The 17,677-nt window shown below is 64.5% G+C and carries 19 protein-coding genes and 1 pseudogene; 3 read left to right on the top strand and 17 right to left on the bottom strand.

Features of this window, described 5'->3' with window-relative positions:
* The 6 genes and pseudogenes from AC04MI_RS16780 to cyoA form a co-directional block, all read right to left on the bottom strand.
* Nucleotides 1-540, bottom strand: a pseudogene (locus tag AC04MI_RS16780) (sensor histidine kinase); the annotation flags it as partial.
* Nucleotides 515-1,333, bottom strand: coding sequence for an SURF1 family protein (locus AC04MI_RS16775; RefSeq protein WP_436079183.1), 819 nt, complete (start codon nucleotides 1,331-1,333; stop codon nucleotides 515-517). The pseudogene AC04MI_RS16780 and the gene AC04MI_RS16775, both read right to left, overlap by 26 nt.
* The gene (cyoD, locus tag AC04MI_RS16770; RefSeq protein WP_476498210.1) at nucleotides 1,333-1,755 is read right to left on the bottom strand and encodes a cytochrome o ubiquinol oxidase subunit IV; all 423 of its coding nucleotides are present in this window, start codon (nucleotides 1,753-1,755) and stop codon (nucleotides 1,333-1,335) included. Before cyoD ends, AC04MI_RS16775 begins: the two co-directional genes overlap by 1 nt.
* Nucleotides 1,756-2,391 (bottom strand): cytochrome o ubiquinol oxidase subunit III, encoded by a 636-nt coding sequence (cyoC, locus tag AC04MI_RS16765; RefSeq protein ID WP_015015041.1) that lies wholly within the window; start codon nucleotides 2,389-2,391, stop codon nucleotides 1,756-1,758. It abuts the gene before it with no gap.
* Nucleotides 2,384-4,387: a cytochrome o ubiquinol oxidase subunit I gene (gene cyoB / locus AC04MI_RS16760; RefSeq protein ID WP_476498209.1), complete on the bottom strand. Its 2,004-nt coding sequence runs from the start codon at nucleotides 4,385-4,387 to the stop codon at nucleotides 2,384-2,386. The genes cyoC and cyoB overlap by 8 nt, the downstream gene beginning before the upstream one ends.
* Nucleotides 4,388-4,395: 8 nt before the next feature.
* Entirely contained in the window at nucleotides 4,396-5,454 is a 1,059-nt protein-coding gene (gene cyoA, locus AC04MI_RS16755; RefSeq protein WP_476498208.1) for a ubiquinol oxidase subunit II, read from the bottom strand.
* 261 nt (nucleotides 5,455-5,715) lie between these two features.
* On the opposite strand from cyoA, the gene AC04MI_RS16750 reads away from it, so the two are divergent.
* A complete protein-coding gene (locus tag AC04MI_RS16750) occupies nucleotides 5,716-7,056 on the top strand; it encodes an MFS transporter (protein ID WP_056065185.1) in 1,341 nt (446 codons plus the stop codon).
* 272 nt (nucleotides 7,057-7,328) lie between these two features.
* Here the strand turns inward: AC04MI_RS16750 and tolA are convergent, their stop codons facing one another.
* The 11 genes from tolA to AC04MI_RS16695 form a co-directional block, all read right to left on the bottom strand.
* Nucleotides 7,329-8,300: a cell envelope integrity protein TolA gene (gene tolA / locus AC04MI_RS16745; RefSeq protein ID WP_056747025.1), complete on the bottom strand. Its 972-nt coding sequence runs from the start codon at nucleotides 8,298-8,300 to the stop codon at nucleotides 7,329-7,331.
* Nucleotides 8,301-8,331: 31 nt separating this feature from the next.
* Nucleotides 8,332-8,754, bottom strand: a complete 423-nt coding sequence (locus tag AC04MI_RS16740; protein ID WP_436079182.1) for an ExbD/TolR family protein — start codon at nucleotides 8,752-8,754, stop codon at nucleotides 8,332-8,334.
* Nucleotides 8,755-8,769: 15 nt separating this feature from the next.
* Complete coding sequence (gene tolQ, locus AC04MI_RS16735) at nucleotides 8,770-9,483, bottom strand: protein TolQ (RefSeq protein WP_015015035.1); 714 nt, start codon at nucleotides 9,481-9,483, stop codon at nucleotides 8,770-8,772.
* Nucleotides 9,480-9,899, bottom strand: coding sequence for a tol-pal system-associated acyl-CoA thioesterase (gene ybgC, locus AC04MI_RS16730; RefSeq protein WP_056065182.1), 420 nt, complete (start codon nucleotides 9,897-9,899; stop codon nucleotides 9,480-9,482). Before ybgC ends, tolQ begins: the two co-directional genes overlap by 4 nt.
* 20 nt (nucleotides 9,900-9,919) lie before the next feature.
* Nucleotides 9,920-11,104, bottom strand: coding sequence for a pyridoxal phosphate-dependent aminotransferase (locus tag AC04MI_RS16725; RefSeq protein WP_476498207.1), 1,185 nt, complete (start codon nucleotides 11,102-11,104; stop codon nucleotides 9,920-9,922).
* Between the two features lie 119 nt (nucleotides 11,105-11,223).
* Nucleotides 11,224-11,763, bottom strand: a complete 540-nt coding sequence (gene nusB / locus AC04MI_RS16720) for a transcription antitermination factor NusB (RefSeq protein WP_056064843.1) — start codon at nucleotides 11,761-11,763, stop codon at nucleotides 11,224-11,226.
* Nucleotides 11,760-12,224 (bottom strand): 6,7-dimethyl-8-ribityllumazine synthase, encoded by a 465-nt coding sequence (ribH, locus tag AC04MI_RS16715; protein WP_476498206.1) that lies wholly within the window; start codon nucleotides 12,222-12,224, stop codon nucleotides 11,760-11,762. The genes nusB and ribH overlap by 4 nt, the downstream gene beginning before the upstream one ends.
* A 19-nt stretch (nucleotides 12,225-12,243) precedes the next feature.
* Nucleotides 12,244-13,365, bottom strand: a complete 1,122-nt coding sequence (gene ribBA / locus AC04MI_RS16710) for a bifunctional 3,4-dihydroxy-2-butanone-4-phosphate synthase/GTP cyclohydrolase II (RefSeq protein ID WP_099730764.1) — start codon at nucleotides 13,363-13,365, stop codon at nucleotides 12,244-12,246.
* Nucleotides 13,366-13,590: 225 nt separating this feature from the next.
* Complete coding sequence (locus AC04MI_RS16705) at nucleotides 13,591-13,887, bottom strand: 2Fe-2S iron-sulfur cluster-binding protein (RefSeq protein WP_436079180.1); 297 nt, start codon at nucleotides 13,885-13,887, stop codon at nucleotides 13,591-13,593.
* A 12-nt stretch (nucleotides 13,888-13,899) separates the two neighbouring features.
* Nucleotides 13,900-14,538, bottom strand: coding sequence for a DUF938 domain-containing protein (locus AC04MI_RS16700; protein ID WP_436079179.1), 639 nt, complete (start codon nucleotides 14,536-14,538; stop codon nucleotides 13,900-13,902).
* A 567-nt stretch (nucleotides 14,539-15,105) separates the two neighbouring features.
* Nucleotides 15,106-15,387 (bottom strand): DUF427 domain-containing protein, encoded by a 282-nt coding sequence (locus tag AC04MI_RS16695; RefSeq protein WP_476498205.1) that lies wholly within the window; start codon nucleotides 15,385-15,387, stop codon nucleotides 15,106-15,108.
* 316 nt (nucleotides 15,388-15,703) lie between these two features.
* Between AC04MI_RS16695 and AC04MI_RS16690 the strand changes: the two genes are divergently transcribed.
* Complete coding sequence (locus AC04MI_RS16690; RefSeq protein ID WP_476498204.1) at nucleotides 15,704-16,612, top strand: SDR family NAD(P)-dependent oxidoreductase; 909 nt, start codon at nucleotides 15,704-15,706, stop codon at nucleotides 16,610-16,612.
* Between the two features lie 71 nt (nucleotides 16,613-16,683).
* Nucleotides 16,684-17,677: glutamate-cysteine ligase family protein (locus AC04MI_RS16685; RefSeq protein ID WP_476498203.1), on the top strand; the 994-nt coding region annotated here is incomplete at its 3' end.

The following is a 17,677-nucleotide window of genomic DNA, read 5'->3' as shown; positions in this document are numbered from 1 at the left end:
CACCAGCAGCCCAAGCACATACAGGCTCGACAGGCCCTGGTGCAGATCCTGGGGCAGGGCCAGTGGCAGGTGGTGGTCTGCCAGCGCCGCAAAGCACAGGACGGTGATGATCACGATGGACCAGATGTAGGCACCGCGCAGCAGCACGGCGCCAAGCGTGATCTGCAACAGGTACAAAAACACGAAGGGGTTGCTGGTGCCACCGCTCAGGTACAGCTGCACCGTGAGCACCGCCACGTCGATCAGCAGCGCCAGAAACAGCTCCACATTGCGCACCGCGCGGCCCGTGCGCAGGCGCAGCAGGCTCACCACGTTGAAGACCGCCAGGCAGCCGACCACGAGCAGCATCTCCTGCAGCGGCAGCTTCAAGCCCAGGCTGTAGTGCGCCATCTCGATGGTGAACACCTGGCCCACCACTGCAATCCAGCGCAGCTCGATCAGTTGCTGGAGGTTCTTGATCCCGGCGGCGGCGTCGGCGGAACGTGCATTGCGCGGCGCAGTGGCCAGCGCAGGGTCAGGGCGTTGTGGGAGGGTGTTCATCGTTGGTCGGTAGGCGGCTGGTGGCCCGTGCGCCCAGGCGGCGCTCATAGCGTGCCACATACCAGCCGGCAACGACAACCATGAGCGCAAGACCATACCAGGTCAGGGCGTACACCAGGTGGCTGTTGTGGAACCGGATGACGGTCAGGCCAGCGCGGGGCCAGCCGGAGGCGGCTGAAGAAGCCGCTGCGGTACCCGGAAGTCCGGCGTCCACAAAAAATGGAGCCGCCCGGGTCAGACCCAGCGCGCTGCTGATGGCCGCCACGTCGCGCGAGTACCAGCGCTGTTGCGCCGGGTCGTTGGTGCGCAGAAAGCCGCCGCCCGGCTCTGGCATGCGCAACAGCCCCTGGACGGTGGCCGTACCATCGGCGGGTGGCTGGGCCTCCAGCCATTGGGCGCGTTGCTCCTGGGGCACAAAGCCCCGGTTCACCAGCACCTGGGTACCGTCATCCCGTTGCAGGGCCGTCATCACCCAGAACCCCGCGCCCAGCTCGGTGACCGCCTGCGTCAGCACCGTTTTGCCGGGCAGCCAGTGGCCCTGAAAGACCACCGGCAGGTACTCATGCTGTGCGGCACGGATGTCAGACCATTGCTCCACAGGGGGCAGTGCGGCTGGTGCGGCGTGCACCCGTTGGTCTACTCTTTCGATGAGGTCCAGCTTCCAGGCACGGCGCTGGACCTGCCAGGTGCCCAGCGACACAAAGCCCAGGAACAGGGCCATGCCCAGCACCAGCAGGACTGCGCGGCGCAACCCCCGGCGCGGCAGTGCCATGATGGTGGGGGCTGCAGGCATCAGGGCGTGGAGTGTCCAGGCGCCTCGTGCGTGGGCGGCGTGGGCGTGGGGTGCTCGGGCATCATGTTGGCGTTCATGTGGWACATCACCCACAAGGTCCCCGCGATGGCGATGGCCACGAACACCACGGTGAAGATGGTGGACAGCAGCGTCCAGCCGCCTTCGATCTTGCCGTTCATGTGCAGGAAGAACACCATGTGCACCAGGATCTGGATCACGGCGAAGCCGCCCAGCACCAGCACAGCCGTGTTGCGGTCCGCAATCACCTTGGCCATCACCAGCCAGAAGGGAATGGCCGTGAGGATGACGGACAGCACAAACCCCATCACATAGCCCGAAAAGGTGCTGTGGGGGCCTGCGTCGTGGTGGTGATCGTCATGCCCATGCGCATCGTGCGCGTGTGTTGCGTGTTGTGCGCTCATTTACAGCACCCCCATCAGGTACACAAAGGTGAAAACGCCGATCCAGACCACGTCCAAGAAGTGCCAGAACATGGACAGACACATCAGGCGGCGGTTGTTCTCGGGGATCAGGCCATGCTTGCCAATCTGGACCATCAGCACCACCAGCCAGATCAGGCCGAAGGTGACGTGCAGGCCGTGGGTGCCCACCAGCGTGAAGAACGCCGACAGGAAGGCACTGCGCTGCGGGCCTGCGCCCTCGTGCAGCAGGTGGGAGAACTCATACAGCTCCAGGCCCAGGAAGCACAGGCCAAACACGCCCGTGACCGCCAGCCACAGCAGCGTGCCCTTCACGTCGCCCAGCTGCTTGCGCAGCATGGCAAAACCGAAGGTGATGGACGACAGCAGCAGGAAGGCGGTGTTGATGGCCACTAGGGTCAGGTCGAACAGCTGCGCGCCGGTGGGGCCTGCGGCATAGCTGCGGCCCAGCACGCCGTAAGTGGCGAACAGTGCTGCAAAGATGAGACAGTCGCTCATCAGGTACAGCCAGAAACCCAGGGCCGTGCCGTTTTCAGGATGGGGCTCGTGCGCGAGGTGGTACTCGCGCGGGGCCAGGGCGCCTGCTGCGGCGCCAGCGTGGATGCGGATATCAGACATGGCGGGCCAGTTGGAGTGTGCGGGCTTCTTCGGTGGAGATCACTTCGGATGCCGGGATGTAGAAGTCACGCTTGTAGTTGAACGTGTGGATGATGGCGGCCAGAACGACGGCCGCAAACGAGACGCCCGCCAGCAGCCACATGTGCCAGATCAGTGCAAAGCCGAACACCAGCGACAGCCCCGAGATCACCACGCCAGCGCCGGTGTTGGCAGGCATGTGGATGGGCTGGAAGCCCGCCAGAGGACGCTTGTATCCGTGCTTCTTCATGTCCCACCACGCGTCGATCTCGTGCACCACAGGGGTGAAGGCGAAGTTGTAGTTGGGTGGAGGCGAAGAGGTGGCCCATTCCAGCGTGCGGCCGTCCCAGGGGTCGCCCGTCCAGTCGCGCAGTTGTTCGCGCTTGAGGAAGCTGACCACCAGCTGGATCAGGAAGCAGCCAATGCCGGCGGCAATCATGGCCGCGCCGATGGCAGCGATGACGAACCAGATCTGCAGCGACTGGTCTTCGAAGTGGTTGGCACGACGGGTGACGCCCATCAGGCCCAGCACATACAGCGGCGTGAACGCSAMCCAGAAGCCCACCAGCCACAGCCAGAAGGAGCGCACGCCCCAGGTGCGGTCCAGCTTGTAGCCAAACGCCTTGGGGTACCAGTAGTTGATCCCGGCAAACATGGCAAACACCACGCCGCCGATGATCACGTTGTGGAAGTGGGCGATCAGGAACAGGCTGTTGTGCAGCACGAAGTCGGCCGGGGGCACGGCCAGCAGCACGCCCGTCATGCCGCCGATAGCGAACGTGACCATGAACGCCACGGTCCACATCATGGGCAGCTCAAAGCGGATGCGGCCCTTGTACATGGTGAACAGCCAGTTGAAGATCTTCGCGCCCGTGGGGATCGAGATGATCATCGTCGTGATACCGAAGAAGGTATTCACGCTGGCACCCGAACCCATGGTGAAGAAGTGGTGCAGCCACACCAGGTACGACAGGATGGTGATACACACCGTGGCATACACCATGGACGTGTAGCCGAACAGACGCTTCTTGCTGAAGGTGGCGACCACTTCGGAGAACACACCGAACGCGGGCAGCACCAGGATATACACCTCAGGGTGGCCCCAGATCCAGATCAGGTTCACGTAGAGCATGGGGTTGCCGCCCAGCTCGTTGGTGAAGAAGTTGGTGCCGACATAGCGGTCCAGCGACATCAGCACCAGTGCGGCCGTGAGCACGGGGAACGACGCCACGATCAGTGCGTTGGTGCACAGGGCGGTCCAGGTGAACACGGGCATCTTCATCAGGCTCATGCCCGGCGCGCGCATCTTGATGATGGTCACGATCAGGTTGATGCCCGAGAGCGTCGTGCCCACCCCCGCTATCTGCAGCGCCCAGATGTAGTAATCCAGGCCGGTGCTGGGGCTCTGCGCCCCCAGGTTGGATAGTGCCAGCCAGCCGGAGGTGGAGAACTCGCCCAGGAACAGCGACACCATCACCAGCACGGCGCCGGCAGTGGTCATCCAGAAGCTGAAGTTGTTCAGGAACGGGAACGACACGTCGCGCGCGCCGATCTGCAGCGGCACCASGWAGTTCATSAGGCCSGTGACCAGCGGCATCGCCACGAAGAAGATCATGATCACGCCGTGGGCGGTGAAGATCTGGTCGTAGTGGTGCGGMGGCAGGWARCCSRTGTTGTCGCCAAAGGCSATGGCCTGCTGCAGGCGCATCATCACGGCGTCGGCAAAGCCGCGCAGCAGCATCACCAGGCCCAGGATCATGTACATGATGCCGATGCGTTTGTGGTCAATGCTGCAGATCCAGTCGCGCCACAGGGGGCCCCACAGGCGGAACTTGGTGATACCGGCCAGAACGACCAGGCCGCCCAACACCACGGCAATGAAGGTGGCCAGCACGATGGGCTCATGCGCCATCGGTACGGCGTCCCAGCTCAGGCGGCCCAGCGCCCAGTGGGATGGAGAAAGGGTTTCGGAGGACATAGGAGTGCTCATTGACGGATGCTGGCGCCAGTCGTTGGTGCCGGTACGTTGCGGGTTTCGAGTGCGGCCACCACCTGGGCGGCGTTTTGCACGGTGCAGACGTCCTGGGGCAGGTTCAGCCCTGCAGCGCGCATGTAAGCGTCGCCACCCAGAGCATCGATGGCCATCATGTGGTGCATGCACATCTTTCCGTCTTCGACGCAGCGGTTGAGCACCTTGTCGTACAGGCCTTCTTCCACCGAGGCAAAGCGCTGCACCGGATCACGTTCGCTGGGCTTGACCAGGTTCAGGTAGGTGCCCTTGTCCAGGGGCTTGCCTTCGGTCTTGGCCTTTTGCACCCACTGGGCAAAGTCCTCGTTGCTCAGGCCATGGAACTTGAACGTCATGCCCGAGAAACCCGCGCCGCTGTAGTGCGACGACATGCCCTTGAACACGCCAGGCTTGTTGATCACCGCGTTCAGCTCGGTCTGCATGCCGGGCATGGCGTAAATCATGCCGGCAAGGTCTGGCACGTAGAACGCGTTCATGGTGGATGTGGCCGTCAGCTTGAACAGGATCGGGCGGTCCACCGGGGCCGCCACTTCATTCACGGTGGCGATGCCTTGCTCGGGGTAGAAGAACAGCCACTTCCAGTCCATGGCCACTACCTGCACTTCAAGCGGCTTCACATCGGCGGGGACGGCGCGCTGCGCGTCGATGCGGTCGAGAGGTCGGTAGGGGTCCAGCTTGTGGGTGCCGATCCAGGTGATGGCGCCCAGCGCAATGATGATCAGCAGCGGCACGGTCCAGATCACCAGCTCCAGCGTGGTGGAGTGGTGCCATTCCGGGTCGTACTCGGCCTCGGTGTTGCCCTGGCGGTATTTCCAGGCAAACAGCAGGGTGAGCGCGATCACSGGMAYGATGATGATCAGCATCAGCAGCGTGGCGGTGATGACCATCTGGCCTTGCTGGGCAGCGACGTCACCGGCAGGGTTGAGCACGACAGCCTTGCTGCAGCCTGCCAGGCTACCCAGCGCTGTCAGGGCGAGCAGCCAGGTGGGCCCACGAAGTTGGGGAAGTTTGAGCATGTGTAGAGCGCGATCAATGCGTTTCAGGGTAAACGCGGATAACGGGATGTGTGCGAATGTACTAGCGCTAGCTTTTTTGTCGATTGGACATTTTGTCCAAGGTCAAAAGTGCAGGCTGTTTTTGCACCAATGTGGTGCATTCAAGGGCTTTGAAGGACATTTCCTGCAGTCGGCATAGTGAAACCGCACTTGTGGCCCACAGAAGTTGCGTGTAGAACGGAACGGTCTGAGTTCGCTACACAACGTCAAGGAGCCATGTTCATGAGCAGCCCCGCCACTGCCACTTACCCCGCGGCCGGTTTTCACGAAAGCGCCGCCTCTCTCTCGCGGGCTGATACGCATGAAGACGTCACCCCCAGCGAAATCGCTGTGGGCGTGATCATCGGACGCTCGTCCGAGTATTTCGACTTCTTCGTTTTCGGGATCGCCTGCGTTCTTGTCTTCCCGTCCTTCCTGTTTCCCTTCCTGTCGCGCCTGGACGGCACGCTGATGGCCTTTGCGCTGCTGGCCGTTGCCTTCGTGGTCCGCCCGGTGGGTACCGCCATCTCCATGGCCATCCAGCGGCGCTGGGGGCGGGGCACCAAGCTGACCATTGCGCTGTTCGTGCTGGGCGTCTGCACGGTGGGCATGGCCTTTTTGCCGGGCTACAAGGATGTGGGCACTACAGCCATCGTGGCGTTGCTGATCCTGCGTGTGGGCCAGGGCCTGGCGCTGGGTGGTTCGTGGGACGGCTTGCCGTCGCTGCTGGCCATGTCGGCACCCAAAGAGCGCCGGGGCTGGTACGCCATGATCGGCCAGCTGGGCGCGCCTCTGGGCTTTGTGCTGGCTGCGGGCCTGTTTGCCTACCTGTACAGCAGCCTCACGGTGCAAGAGTTTCTGGCCTGGGGCTGGCGTTATCCGTTTTTTGTGGCCTTTGCCGTGAACGTGGTGGCCCTGTTTGCCCGCCTGCGTCTGGTGGTGGGGCAGTCGTACTCCGAACTGCTCAAGGACCGCGAGTTGCAGCCCGTGCCTGTGAGCCGCGTCATGCGTGATGAAGGCAGCAACGTGTTGCTGGGCGCCTTTGCGGCGCTGGCCAGCTTTGCACTGTTCCACCTGGTCACGGTTTTCCCGCTGTCGTGGATCACGCTGTATTCCGACCAGCCAGTCACCCAGATCCTGGGCGTGCAGATCGTCGGCGCGTTCCTCGCGGCGGGCGCCATCATGGTGTCGGGCTGGCTGTCGGACCACCTGGGCCGCCGCAAGCTTCTGGGCGGCATGGCCGTGCTGATTGGCGTGTTCAGCTTCATGGCGCCGGTGTTGCTCAACACCGGCGAGGTGGGTAGCACCATGTTCCTGTTGCTGGGCTTTGTGCTGCTGGGCCTGTCGTACGGCCAGGCATCGGGCACGGTCACGGCCAACTTCTCGCCGCAGTATCGCTACACCGGCGCCGCCCTGTCGGCCGACCTGGCCTGGATCATTGGTGCAGCCTTCGCACCGCTGGTGGCCCTGTATCTGTCGTCGCAGTTCGGTCTGCTGGCAGTGACGGTGTACCTGCTGTCGGGTGTGGCCTGCACGCTGGGTGCGCTGAACCTGAACCGCCGCATGGAGCGGCGCGACCGCTGATGCACAACGGTGGTTTGCTATTGAATGTATAGCTTGCAGCGCATGTTCCACTAGCGCTACAGGCGTAAAAGACCAAAAAAAGGCGCCCGGTTCTGCCGGGCGCTTTGCTTTTGGGCCTCACGGGTCACGGCTCAGTCCAGCGTGCCAGCGCCAACTGCTACGGGGTTTCAGTCGCAGGCGGTGAGCGCGTCGCGCGTGGGCCTTGGCAGCGCATCGGCAGGGCCGGGGATCCGCTGCGGTGGGACAAGCCCGTTCAAGGCTCGGAGTTCCGCTCAGTCCTGGGGCCGGAAGCCAATGGTCAGTGACGGAGGCACGCGCCCATCCACATCGCGCGGCAATGTTTCGGTCTTGTCCAGGGCCCGCAGCACCGCGTCGTCCCAGGCCTTGTTGCCGCTGGACTGCACCAGCCGCTTGCCCACAATGGTGCCGTCGGGTGACAGCCGCACTTCCACCTCGGCGCGCGGGTTGCCCGAGATGGCGTCTGGATACACGATGTTGGGCTTGACCTTGGCCGCGACCTTGCCTCCGTAGCTGCCCGAGGGGCTGCGACTCTCCTTGTCTTTGCCCGTGGCGTTCTCGCCCCCTGTGGCCCCGGCCATGCCCTGGATGCGGCGCAGGTTGGCCTCACGCTGTTCAGCCAGTTGCTTAGCCTCGGTTTCTGCCTTGCGCTTGGCGGCCTCGTCGGCCTTGCGTTTGTCTTCGGCCAGCTTCTTCTGCTTGTCCTGCTCGGCCTTTTTCTGTTCGGCCAGCTGCTTTTCGCGCTGTTCCTTTTCTTTGTCGCGTTCTTTTTGCAGGCGCTCTTTTTTCTCCTGCTCCAGGCGGTCGCGGCGTTCTTCTTCCTTGCGCTCACGTTCGCGCTTTTCGCGCAGCTGCTGTTGTTCGCGGGCTTTCTTTTCCTGCTCCAGGCGCTTTTTCTCGCGCTCGATGGCAATGTCCGCCTCACGCGTGTCGGGCGGCTCGGCCGCACGCACTGGGGGGGCAGGGGGCGGGGGAGGGGTGACCTGCTGCACAGGCGGTGGTGGCGGTGGCGGTGGGGGCTCCACGGCGCGCGGCGCAGCCTGGGTGGGCACGGCGGCCCACAACTCAGCTTCTACGGCAGGCTGGTCGGCCGTGTTTTTCCAGTTCACACCCCAGGTCAACGCGCCGATCAGCACCGCATGCACCAGCACCGCCAGCGTGATGGCGCGCAGGCGCGCCGGTGGACGGGGCGGGGCAAACTGGTCGCGGTCGGTGTGGGCGTGCATGGGCGTCTGAGCGGTGCCGGGCGGGTTCGGTTCAACCGCCTTGCTTGACCGACAGGCCTACGCGTTGCACGCCTGCCTTTTGCAGGGCGTCCATCGCCTTCACCACGGTTTCGTACTGCACGCCCTTGTCGGCGCTGATGACCACGGCGCTCTCGGGCCCCTGGCCCTTTTGCCAGCGGCTGGCGGCATCGCCAATCTCCCGCTGGTTCAGGCTGCGCGTGGCTTCGGGGGTCTTGAACTGCAGCGTGCCATCCCTGTTGACGATGACCTGGGCCACTACCTTGGGCATGTTCTTGCTCTTGCCCACGCTGGGCACATCGACCACGCCGGGTGTGAGCATGGGCGCCGTCACCATGAAGATGATGAGCAGCACCAGCATGACGTCAATGAACGGGACCATGTTGATCTCGTTGATGGTGCGGCGGCCTCGGCCGCGGGATGCCATGGCGGGCATGGAGTGCCTCCCGGATCAGTGGCCCGAGGCCGTGTGGCCTGTGGACGCGGGCTGCGCGCCCAGGTTGCGCTGCAGGATGTTGGAGAACTCTTCGATGAAGGTCTCCTGGTGCGTGGCCACGCGGTCGATGTCGCGCGCAAAGCGGTTGTAGGCGATCACGGCCGGGATGGCCGAGAACAGGCCGATGGCGGTGGCGACCAGCGCCTCGGCGATGCCTGGGGCCACGGTAGCGAGCGTGACCTGTTCCATGCCCGCAAAGCCGGTGAAGGCGTGCATGATGCCCCACACGGTGCCGAACAGGCCCACATACGGCGATACGGAGCCGACCGATGCCAGGAAGGAAAGGCTGGACTCGACCACATCCATCTCACGCTGGAAGCTCGCACGCATGGCGCGGCGCGCGCCGTCCAGCAAGGTGCCCGGGTCGGTGATGCGGCGCTCGCGCAGTTTCTGGTACTCACGCATGCCGCTGGCAAAAATGCGTTCCATGGGGCCTGCCTGCTTGGCGTTTTGGGCGGCAGCGGCGTACAGGTCGTTCAGGCTGGTGCCCGACCAGAACTCGCGCTCGAAATCCTCGTTCAGTGTCTTCACGCGCTTCAAGGCAAACAGCTTGCGGAAGATGGCGGCCCAGCTGGCCACCGACACGCCCAGCAGCAGCAGCATCACGAGTTGCACCACCCAGCTGGCGTGCAGCACCAGGGAGATGATGGACATGTTTTGGGAATTCATGGTGTGAGTTGTTCCAGGAGGGTGCTTGGAATTCTGGCGGGGCGCAGGGTGGCGGCATCCACCCATCCGATGCGGATGGTGCCTTCGGTCAGCAAGGTCGGGGGCTGGTCGGTCATCTGCTCTGGTTTCAGGAGCGCCTGCTGCACTATTGTCAACGATGCGCGGCCACTGCTTTGCAGGGCGGCGGTAACAATCAGTTCATCGTCCAGCCGTGCGGGGCGGTGGTAGCGCAGCTGCGCGTCGGTTACGACAAACATGCCGCCGGTTTGTTCCCGCAACTGCTGTTGCCCCACACCCAACGACCGCAGCCACTCGGTGCGTGCGCGCTCAAAAAACTTGAGGTAGTTGGCGTAGAACACGATGCCACCGGCATCGGTGTCTTCCCAGTAAATCCGGATCGGAAATTCAAACGCCATCGTGGGGTCGCTCGCCTTGGTCATCCGAGCAGCTTGCGCAGCCGCTCCACGGACTCCTGCAATTGCGCCATGGAGTTGGCGGTCGAGAAGCGGATGAACCGCTCGGGCTCGGCCGTGCCAAAGTCGCGCCCCGGTGTCACGGCGATGTGCGCGCGGCGCATGAGCTCAAACGCAAAGTCCCAGCTGCCGCTCACGCCCAGGCGCTGCGCGGCCTGCGTGCAGTCGGCCCAGGCRTAGAAGGCGCCATCRGGCAYCACSGGCACRTTCAGRCCCAGCGACTGCAGCGCGGGGATGAASMAGTCGCGSCGCGCCTTGAACTCGGCGCGGCGGCGYTCGTATTCGGCAATGCTCTCGGCCTCGAAGCAGGCCAGCGCKGCRTRCTGCGACACGGTGCTGGCGCAGATGAACAGGTTCTGCGCCAGGCGTTCCACCACGGGCACCATGGCCTCGGGCACCACCATCCAGCCCAGGCGCCAGCCGGTCATGTTGAAGTATTTGCTGAAGCTGTTGATGCTGATGATGTTGTCGTCGATGGCGAGCGCGGTGTGGCCAAACTCTTCCTCGTACGACAGGCCCAGGTAAATCTCGTCGATCATCGTGATGCCGTCATGCGACCGCACCACGTCATGGATGCGGCGCAGCTCATCGGGCGCTATCGAGGTGCCCGTGGGGTTGGAGGGCGAGGCCAGCAGCACGCCGCGCGTTTTTTCATTCCATGCCGCACGCACCTTGTCGGCGCTCAGCTGGTAGCGCTCTGCCGCCGTGGTGGGCAGCAGCACGGCCTTGCCTTCTGCGGCGCTCACAAAGTGGCGGTTGCAGGGGTAGCTCGGGTCGGGCATCAAAATTTCGTCGCCCGACTCGATGAGCGCCAGGCACGCCAGTTGCAGCGCGGCCGATGCGCCTGCGGTGACCACAATGCGGCGCGCAGGCACGTTGACGCCAAAGTGGCTCTGGTACCAGCCGCTGATGCGCTCGCGCAGCGCATCCAGCCCCAGCGCGTTGGTGTACTGCGTGGCGCCGTTGTGCACGGCGCGGGCGGCGGCTTCCTGCACCAGGGGCGGGGCGGTGAAGTCGGGCTCGCCGATGTTCAAGAAGATCATCGGTTCGCGCGTGCCCGCCACCTCGCGGGCCAGGGCCTGCGCGGCCTTGGCGACCTCCATCACATAAAACGGTTCAATGCGCTCGGCGCGCGTGGAAAACTTCATGGAATGGCATCCTGCCCCGACCGGGCCCCTTGTGGACGTGGTGGCGTGAGGGCGTAGAAAGAAAAGAAACCAAGCCGCTCCGGTTCAACGGGCAGGGCGGCAGCGGGGCGGTGGCAGGGTCAGGCAGCGCCCGCGCCTGCGGCCTTGTCGGCCGCCACTTCCACGGCGCGCARTTGSGGSGCCAGGCCGTTGAGCACGGCGTTCACGTACTTGTGGCCGTCCGTGCCGCCAAATTCCTTGGCGAGTTCGATGCATTCGTTGAGCACCACGCGCCAGGGCACATCCAGGCAGTTCTGGAACTCGTACACGCCGATCCACATGGTGGCGTGTTCGATGGGCGAGATCTCGGCCATCTTGCGGTCCAGCAACGGGGTGATCAATGCGTCCATGCTGGCGGCGTGCTCGATGCAGCCGTGCAGCAGTGCGTCGTAGTGCGCCGAGTCGGCCTTGTGAAAGCCCGCCAGGTCGCGCGTGAACGCATCGATGGCAGTAGCGTCGTTGCCGCCCACCAGGTGCTGRTASAGCGCCTGCAGCGCGAATTCGCGYGCRCGGCTGCGGTTSGACTTGGAGGCGGCCTTGCGGGTGCCCGTGCTTTTGAGGCCGGTGCGGGTTTGCTTGGGCGGACGTGCCGACGATGGCGTAGGGGTGTTTTCGCTCATGACAGTTCGTCCAGCAGGTTGGCCATTTCCACCGCCACGCGGGCTGCGTCCACGCCCTTTTCGGTCTGGCGGGCGATGGCCTGTTCCATGTTCTCGGTGGTGATGATGGCGTTGGCAATCGGTATCTGGTAGTCCAGCGACAGGCGCGTGACGCCCGCGCCSGATTCGTTGGCYACCAGYTCGAAGTGGTAGGTCTCGCCGCGGATGATGCAGCCCAGCGCGAYCAGCGCGTCGTACTCGTCGCTCTCGGCCATGGCCTGCAGGGCCACGGGCACTTCGAGCGCGCCGGGCACCAGCACATGCTTGATGTGCTTTTCCTGCACGCCCAGGGCCAGCAGCTCTGCGCGGCAGGCAGCAGCCAGGGTGTTGGTGATGCTCTCGTTGAAACGGGCCTGCACGATGCCGATGTGCAGCTTCTTGCCGTCCAGTTTGTCTGCGGTGCCTTTGTCTGCGCCAAACATAGTGATCCTGTTCCTGTCTTTATTCTTTGGGGATGAAGCCGGTGATTTCGAGGCCGTAGCCTGTCATGCTGGGCATGCGGCGTGGCTGGCCCATCAGGGCCATCTTGTGCACGCCGCATTCGCGCAGGATCTGCGCGCCCACGCCGTAGGTACGCAGGTCCATGCGGCCCCGCTCGGGCGCCTGGGCGGAGCGGGCGGTGCCTTCAAACTGCGCCAGCAGCTGGGAGGCGCTTTCGCCGCAATTGAGCAGCACGGCCACGCCCTTGCCTTGTTTGGCCAGGTATTGCAGGCTGGTGTCCAGGCCCCAGGAGTGCATGGAGCGGTTGACTTCGAGCGCATCGAACACCGACAGCGGCTCGTGCACACGCACGGGCACCACGTCGTCGGCGCTCCACTGGCCCTTGACCAGTGCCAGGTGCACGGCCTGGCTGGGCTTGTCGCGGAAGGCATGGGCGGTGAACTCGCCATACGCCGTCTGCAGTGTGCGCGTGCCGACCTTTTCGACCAGCGACTCGTTGCGGCTGCGGTATTCGATGAGGTCCGCGATGGTGCCGATCTTGAGGCCGTGCTCGGCGGCAAACAGCTGCAGATCGGGCAGGCGGGCCATGGTGCCGTCGTCCTTCATGATCTCGCAGATCACCGATGCGGGGCTACAGCCCGCCATGGCGGCCAGGTCGCAACCGGCTTCGGTATGGCCGGCGCGCATCAGCACGCCGCCGTCCACTGCCTGCAGCGGGAAGATGTGGCCGGGCTGCACCAGGTCGCTGGGCTGGCTGTTGCGGTCCACCGCCACCTGCACGGTGCGGGCGCGGTCGGCGGCCGAGATGCCGGTGGTCACGCCCTCGGCGGCTTCGATGGAGACGGTGAACGCCGTGCTGTACACCGTGCCGTTGCGCGCTGCCATGGGCGGCAGCTTGAGGAACTCGCAGCGCTCGCGGCTCAATGTCAGGCAGATCAGGCCCCGGCCGAAGCGGGCCATGAAGTTGATGGCCTCGGGCGTCACATGGTCGGCGGCCAGGACGAGGTCGCCTTCGTTTTCGCGGTCTTCTTCATCCACCAGGATGACGATGCGCCCGGCGCGCATCTCGGCCACGATGTCCTCGACGGGCGAGATCGGCACGGGGGTGAGGGGGGTGTTCATGGAAGGTCGGGGCTTTCTGTGGAGCCTCTGGCGGTTGCCAGCTGGCGGTGTGCTGCAGCACAGGTCCCCGTGGCCGAAGGCAACTGTGGTGCCTCCAAGAAACCGCCCCAAAGAACATGCGATGCGGCGCTGCCGCACGTCAAAGGAGCATCGTGCCCCCAAAGCCCTGGATTTTAGTGCACCGGGGCCTGCTTGGTGTTTGAAAGGCGCGGTGCCTGACGCAGATCAGATGGCGCTGCCCTGCAGCACCACGTCCGACGTGGGGTAGGCCACGCAGGGCAACACGCAACCTTCTTCCTTTTCTTCGGCCGTGAGGCCTGGCCATTCGACGGCGTAGCGCACCGTGCCTTCGACCAGCTGGCCCAGGCAGGTGCGGCAGGTGCCGTTGCGGCAGGAGCTGGGCCAATCGATGCCGCCTTGCTCCATGGACAGCAGCAGCGGCTGCTCGGGCCAGGCGTCGCACTGGGTGCCATCGGGCTCGACCTTGGCGATGAAGAAGGGGGCGGTGGTGGGTGTCGTCATGGACGTGTCTCTTCAGGGTTGGTGGGCGGCGTGGGTCCACACCAGCAGCAGGTTGTTGGCGGGCATCGCGTGCCGCGCGGCCAGTTGCAGGCCGGCCTGGGCGGCTACCGCCATCACGTCTTCGATGCGGCGGATGCCCCAGGCGGCGTCTTGCGCGCGCAGGCTGGCGTCAAAGGCCAGGTTGCCGGGGGCGGTGGGCACGCCGTCTTCCAGGTAGGGGCCGTAGGTGACCAGGTGGCCGTCTGGCGCCAGGTGGCGGGCGGCGCCCTGCATCAGCCCGGTGCAGCAGGCCCAGGGGGCGATGTGCAGCATGTTGGCGCAGTAGACCAGGTCGAACGACGCGGCGCCGAATGCCGGGCCGTCGCTGGGCCACTGGTCGTGCAGCACGTCCAGCCGCCGGGGCGCCTGCACGTTGCGGGCACCGGCCTGCGCGGCCCAGCCGGTGATGGAGGCGAAATGGGTGTCCTGCAGGTCGGTGGGCTGCCAGGTCCASCCGGGCAGGGCGGCTGCAAAGTGCGCGGCGTGCTGCCCGGTGCCACTGGCAATCTCCAGCGCGGCGCCGGTGTTGGGCAGCAACGCCAGCAGCTGCGCCAGGATGGGCCCCTGGTTGCGCTCTGCGGCGGGACTGTGCTGAAGGTACGTGGTGGACACTGGTGGATGGAGTGTTTTTGGCCGCTAGCGCTAGTGGATCATGCGCTGGCAGCTATGAAATAAAGAGCGGCCAACCAAGGGCCGACGTGCACTGTACCGCAGACGATTTACCCATCTGTGCTGCCTGTTTTTTCAGCGGCACAAGAAGTTGCCTTGTAAATCAATGACTTAAGACTGTCATACAAGGCTTGTTCACAGTTATCCACAAGATTGTCCAGTGCGGGCAGGGATAACCGGGGGTTTTGGGTGCCTGTGAAGGGGTATCGGCCGCACGTGGCAAAGGACGTTCTGCAATTGCCTGTTTTTTGAGCGATGCAAGGTTATTCCTTGCAAATCAACCACTTAAGCGTGCCATACAAGGCTTATCCAAGGTTATCCACACCATTGTCCAGTGTGCGCCGGGATAACCCATGCCATGTTGTACCGGGTTGCCTAAAAATAAGGCAATGCAGTGCATTTCCTTGCAAATCAAGCACTTGGCGTTGTCATACAGGACTTGCCAAAACTTATCCACACGATTGTCCAGTGCGCGCAGGGATAACCTGCGCAGGGTGCTGTCAGGCCGTTTCAGGCCGTGACCTTCACACCCTTCCAGAACGCGACGCGGCCCTTGATCTCAGCGGCCTCGGGCTTGGGGTCGGCATAGAACCACGCAGCGTCGGCGTTCATCTCGCCGTTGACCAGCAGCGACAGGTAGCTGGCCKKGCCCTTCCAGGCRCAGGTGGTCTTGTGGTTGCTGAACGTGAAGTAGTCGCGGTGCAGCGCGCTTTCGGGAAAGTAGTGATTGCCTTCCACCACCACGGTGTCGTCGCTCTCGGCAACCACCACGCCGTTCCAGATTGCTTTCATGGGAGATCCTTGGGTAAAAATGGCCGATAGCGCAGGTGTTACATGCGCCAATAGCTATCAAAAAATGAGTGCGAGAGGGCTGCGCCGGCCGCTACCCCGGGGCTGGCGCAGGCACCCATTATTCCCAATGTGCCGCGTGGGCGTGTGCGGTGCTCGGCCAGCGTGGGGGAGGTGGCGGAGGAGCCAGTCGCCTGTGCAACCTGCAAGGGCCGCGCTGTGGCTTACAGTGCAGCGCGCGGCGCCAGCCCATTCGGGCAGGTGCCAGAGGTTTTTATTCCACTGACCGATTGACCAAGACAACAGGAGAACCTTCACCATGGGTATTGATTTCCAAGGCCGCGTGGCCATCGTGACGGGCGCGGGCGGCGGCCTGGGCCGCCAGCATGCTCTGGCGCTGGCCAAGCGCGGCGCCAAGGTGCTGGTCAACGACCTGGGCGGCGCGGTGGACGGCAGCGGCGGCACCGTGGGTGCGGCGCAGGCCGTGGTCGATGAGATCCGCGCTGCGGGCGGCGAGGCGCTGGCCAATGGCGCGTCGGTCACCGACTTTGCGGCGGTCGAGGCCATGGTGMAGCAGGCSATCGACGCCTGGGGCCGSGTSGACATCCTGGTCAACAACGCCGGTATCCTGCGCGACAAGTCGTTCGCCAAGATGAGCATGGATGACTTCCGCCTGGTGGTGGATGTGCACCTGATGGGCGCCGCCAACTGCTGCAAGGCCGCGTGGCCGCACATGGTGGCCCAGCAATATGGCCGCATCGTGATGACCACTTCGTCCACCGGCCTGTACGGCAACTTTGGCCAGGCCAACTATGGCGCAGCCAAGCTGGCCCAGGTGGGGCTGATGCAGACCCTGGCCATCGAGGGCGCCAAGTACAACATCCATGTGAACGCCCTGGCCCCCACGGCCGCCACGCGCATGACCGAGGGCCTGATGCCCCAGGAAGTGCTGGACGCSYTSAAGCCCGAGGCCGTGGTGCCCGCCATGCTGGTGCTGGCGCACGAAAGCGCGCCCACGCGCACCATCCTGTGTGCCGGTGCGGGCACGTTTGAAGCTGCTCACATCACCCTCACGCCGGGTATCCATCTGGGCATTGGCGCCGATGTGCCCGAGCAACTGGCCGCCCGCCTGGCCGAGGTGACGGAGCGGGCGGGCGAGCAAGTACCACAAAGTGGCGCAGCGCAGGGAACCAACGAGGTTGGACGCGCTTTGGCCGCAAGGGCTTGACACCCCTCTGGGCGGGCCAKCGCTCAACGTGCTAAGTTCCGGGCCGACAGAAGTTGGATCGGTATAAACATATGAGCAAACTGCACGAGAGACTGGCCGCCTACCCGGCGGACGCCCTGGGGGGGATTCGCCGTGGCATCGAAAAGGAAGGGCTGCGCGTGCTGCCCACCGGCGGCCTGGCCCTCACACCCCACCCGCTGGCGCTGGGCTCGGCCCTCACACATCCCCTGATCACCACGGACTACAGCGAGTCGCAGCTGGAGTTGATCACTGGCGCCCACAAGGGCGTGCAGCAGTGCCTGGATGAGCTGACCGAGGTGCACCAGTTCGTGCACCACACCCTGAAGGACAGCGGCGGCGAGCTGCTGTGGGCCTCCAGCATGCCCTGCGGCCTGCCCACGGACGAGACCATTCCCATCGGCCGCTACGGCAGCTCCAACGTGGGCCGCGCCAAGAGCGTATACCGCATGGGCCTGGGCCACCGCTATGGCCGGCGCATGCAGACCATTTCGGGCATTCACTACAACTGGTCGCTGCCGGGCGTGGACAGCGAGCAGTATTTCGCGCTGATTCGCAACTTCCGGCGCCACGCGTTTGTGCTGCTGTACCTATTTGGCGCCTCACCCGCCTTGTGCCCCTGTTTTGTGGAGGGGCGCGAGCACCGCCTTGAGCGCATGGAGGGCGGCAGCGCGCTGTACCTGCCCCACGCCACATCGCTGCGCATGGGCCGCCTGGGCTACCAGAGCGACGCGCAAGCCACGCTGGCCGTGAGCTACAACGGCCTCACGGGCTACGCCAACTCGCTGCACGAGGCACTGACCAAGCCATACCCCGCCTACGAAACCGTGGGTGTGCGCAACCCCGGCGGTGACTACAACCAGCTCGGCACCAGCCTGCTGCAGATCGAAAACGAGTTCTACGGCACCATCCGCCCCAAGCGCACGGTGCGTACGGGCGAGCGTCCGCTGCATGCCCTGCGCGAGCGCGGGGTCGAATACGTCGAAGTGCGTCTGATGGACCTGGACCCGTTCGTGCCCGTGGGCATCACCGCACCCACCATGCGCC

The sequence above is a fragment of the Acidovorax sp. LjRoot204 genome, assembly GCF_056175785.1.
The sequence above is the reverse complement of the archived record's forward strand: the minus strand, read 5'-3'. Positions and strand labels throughout refer to the sequence as shown.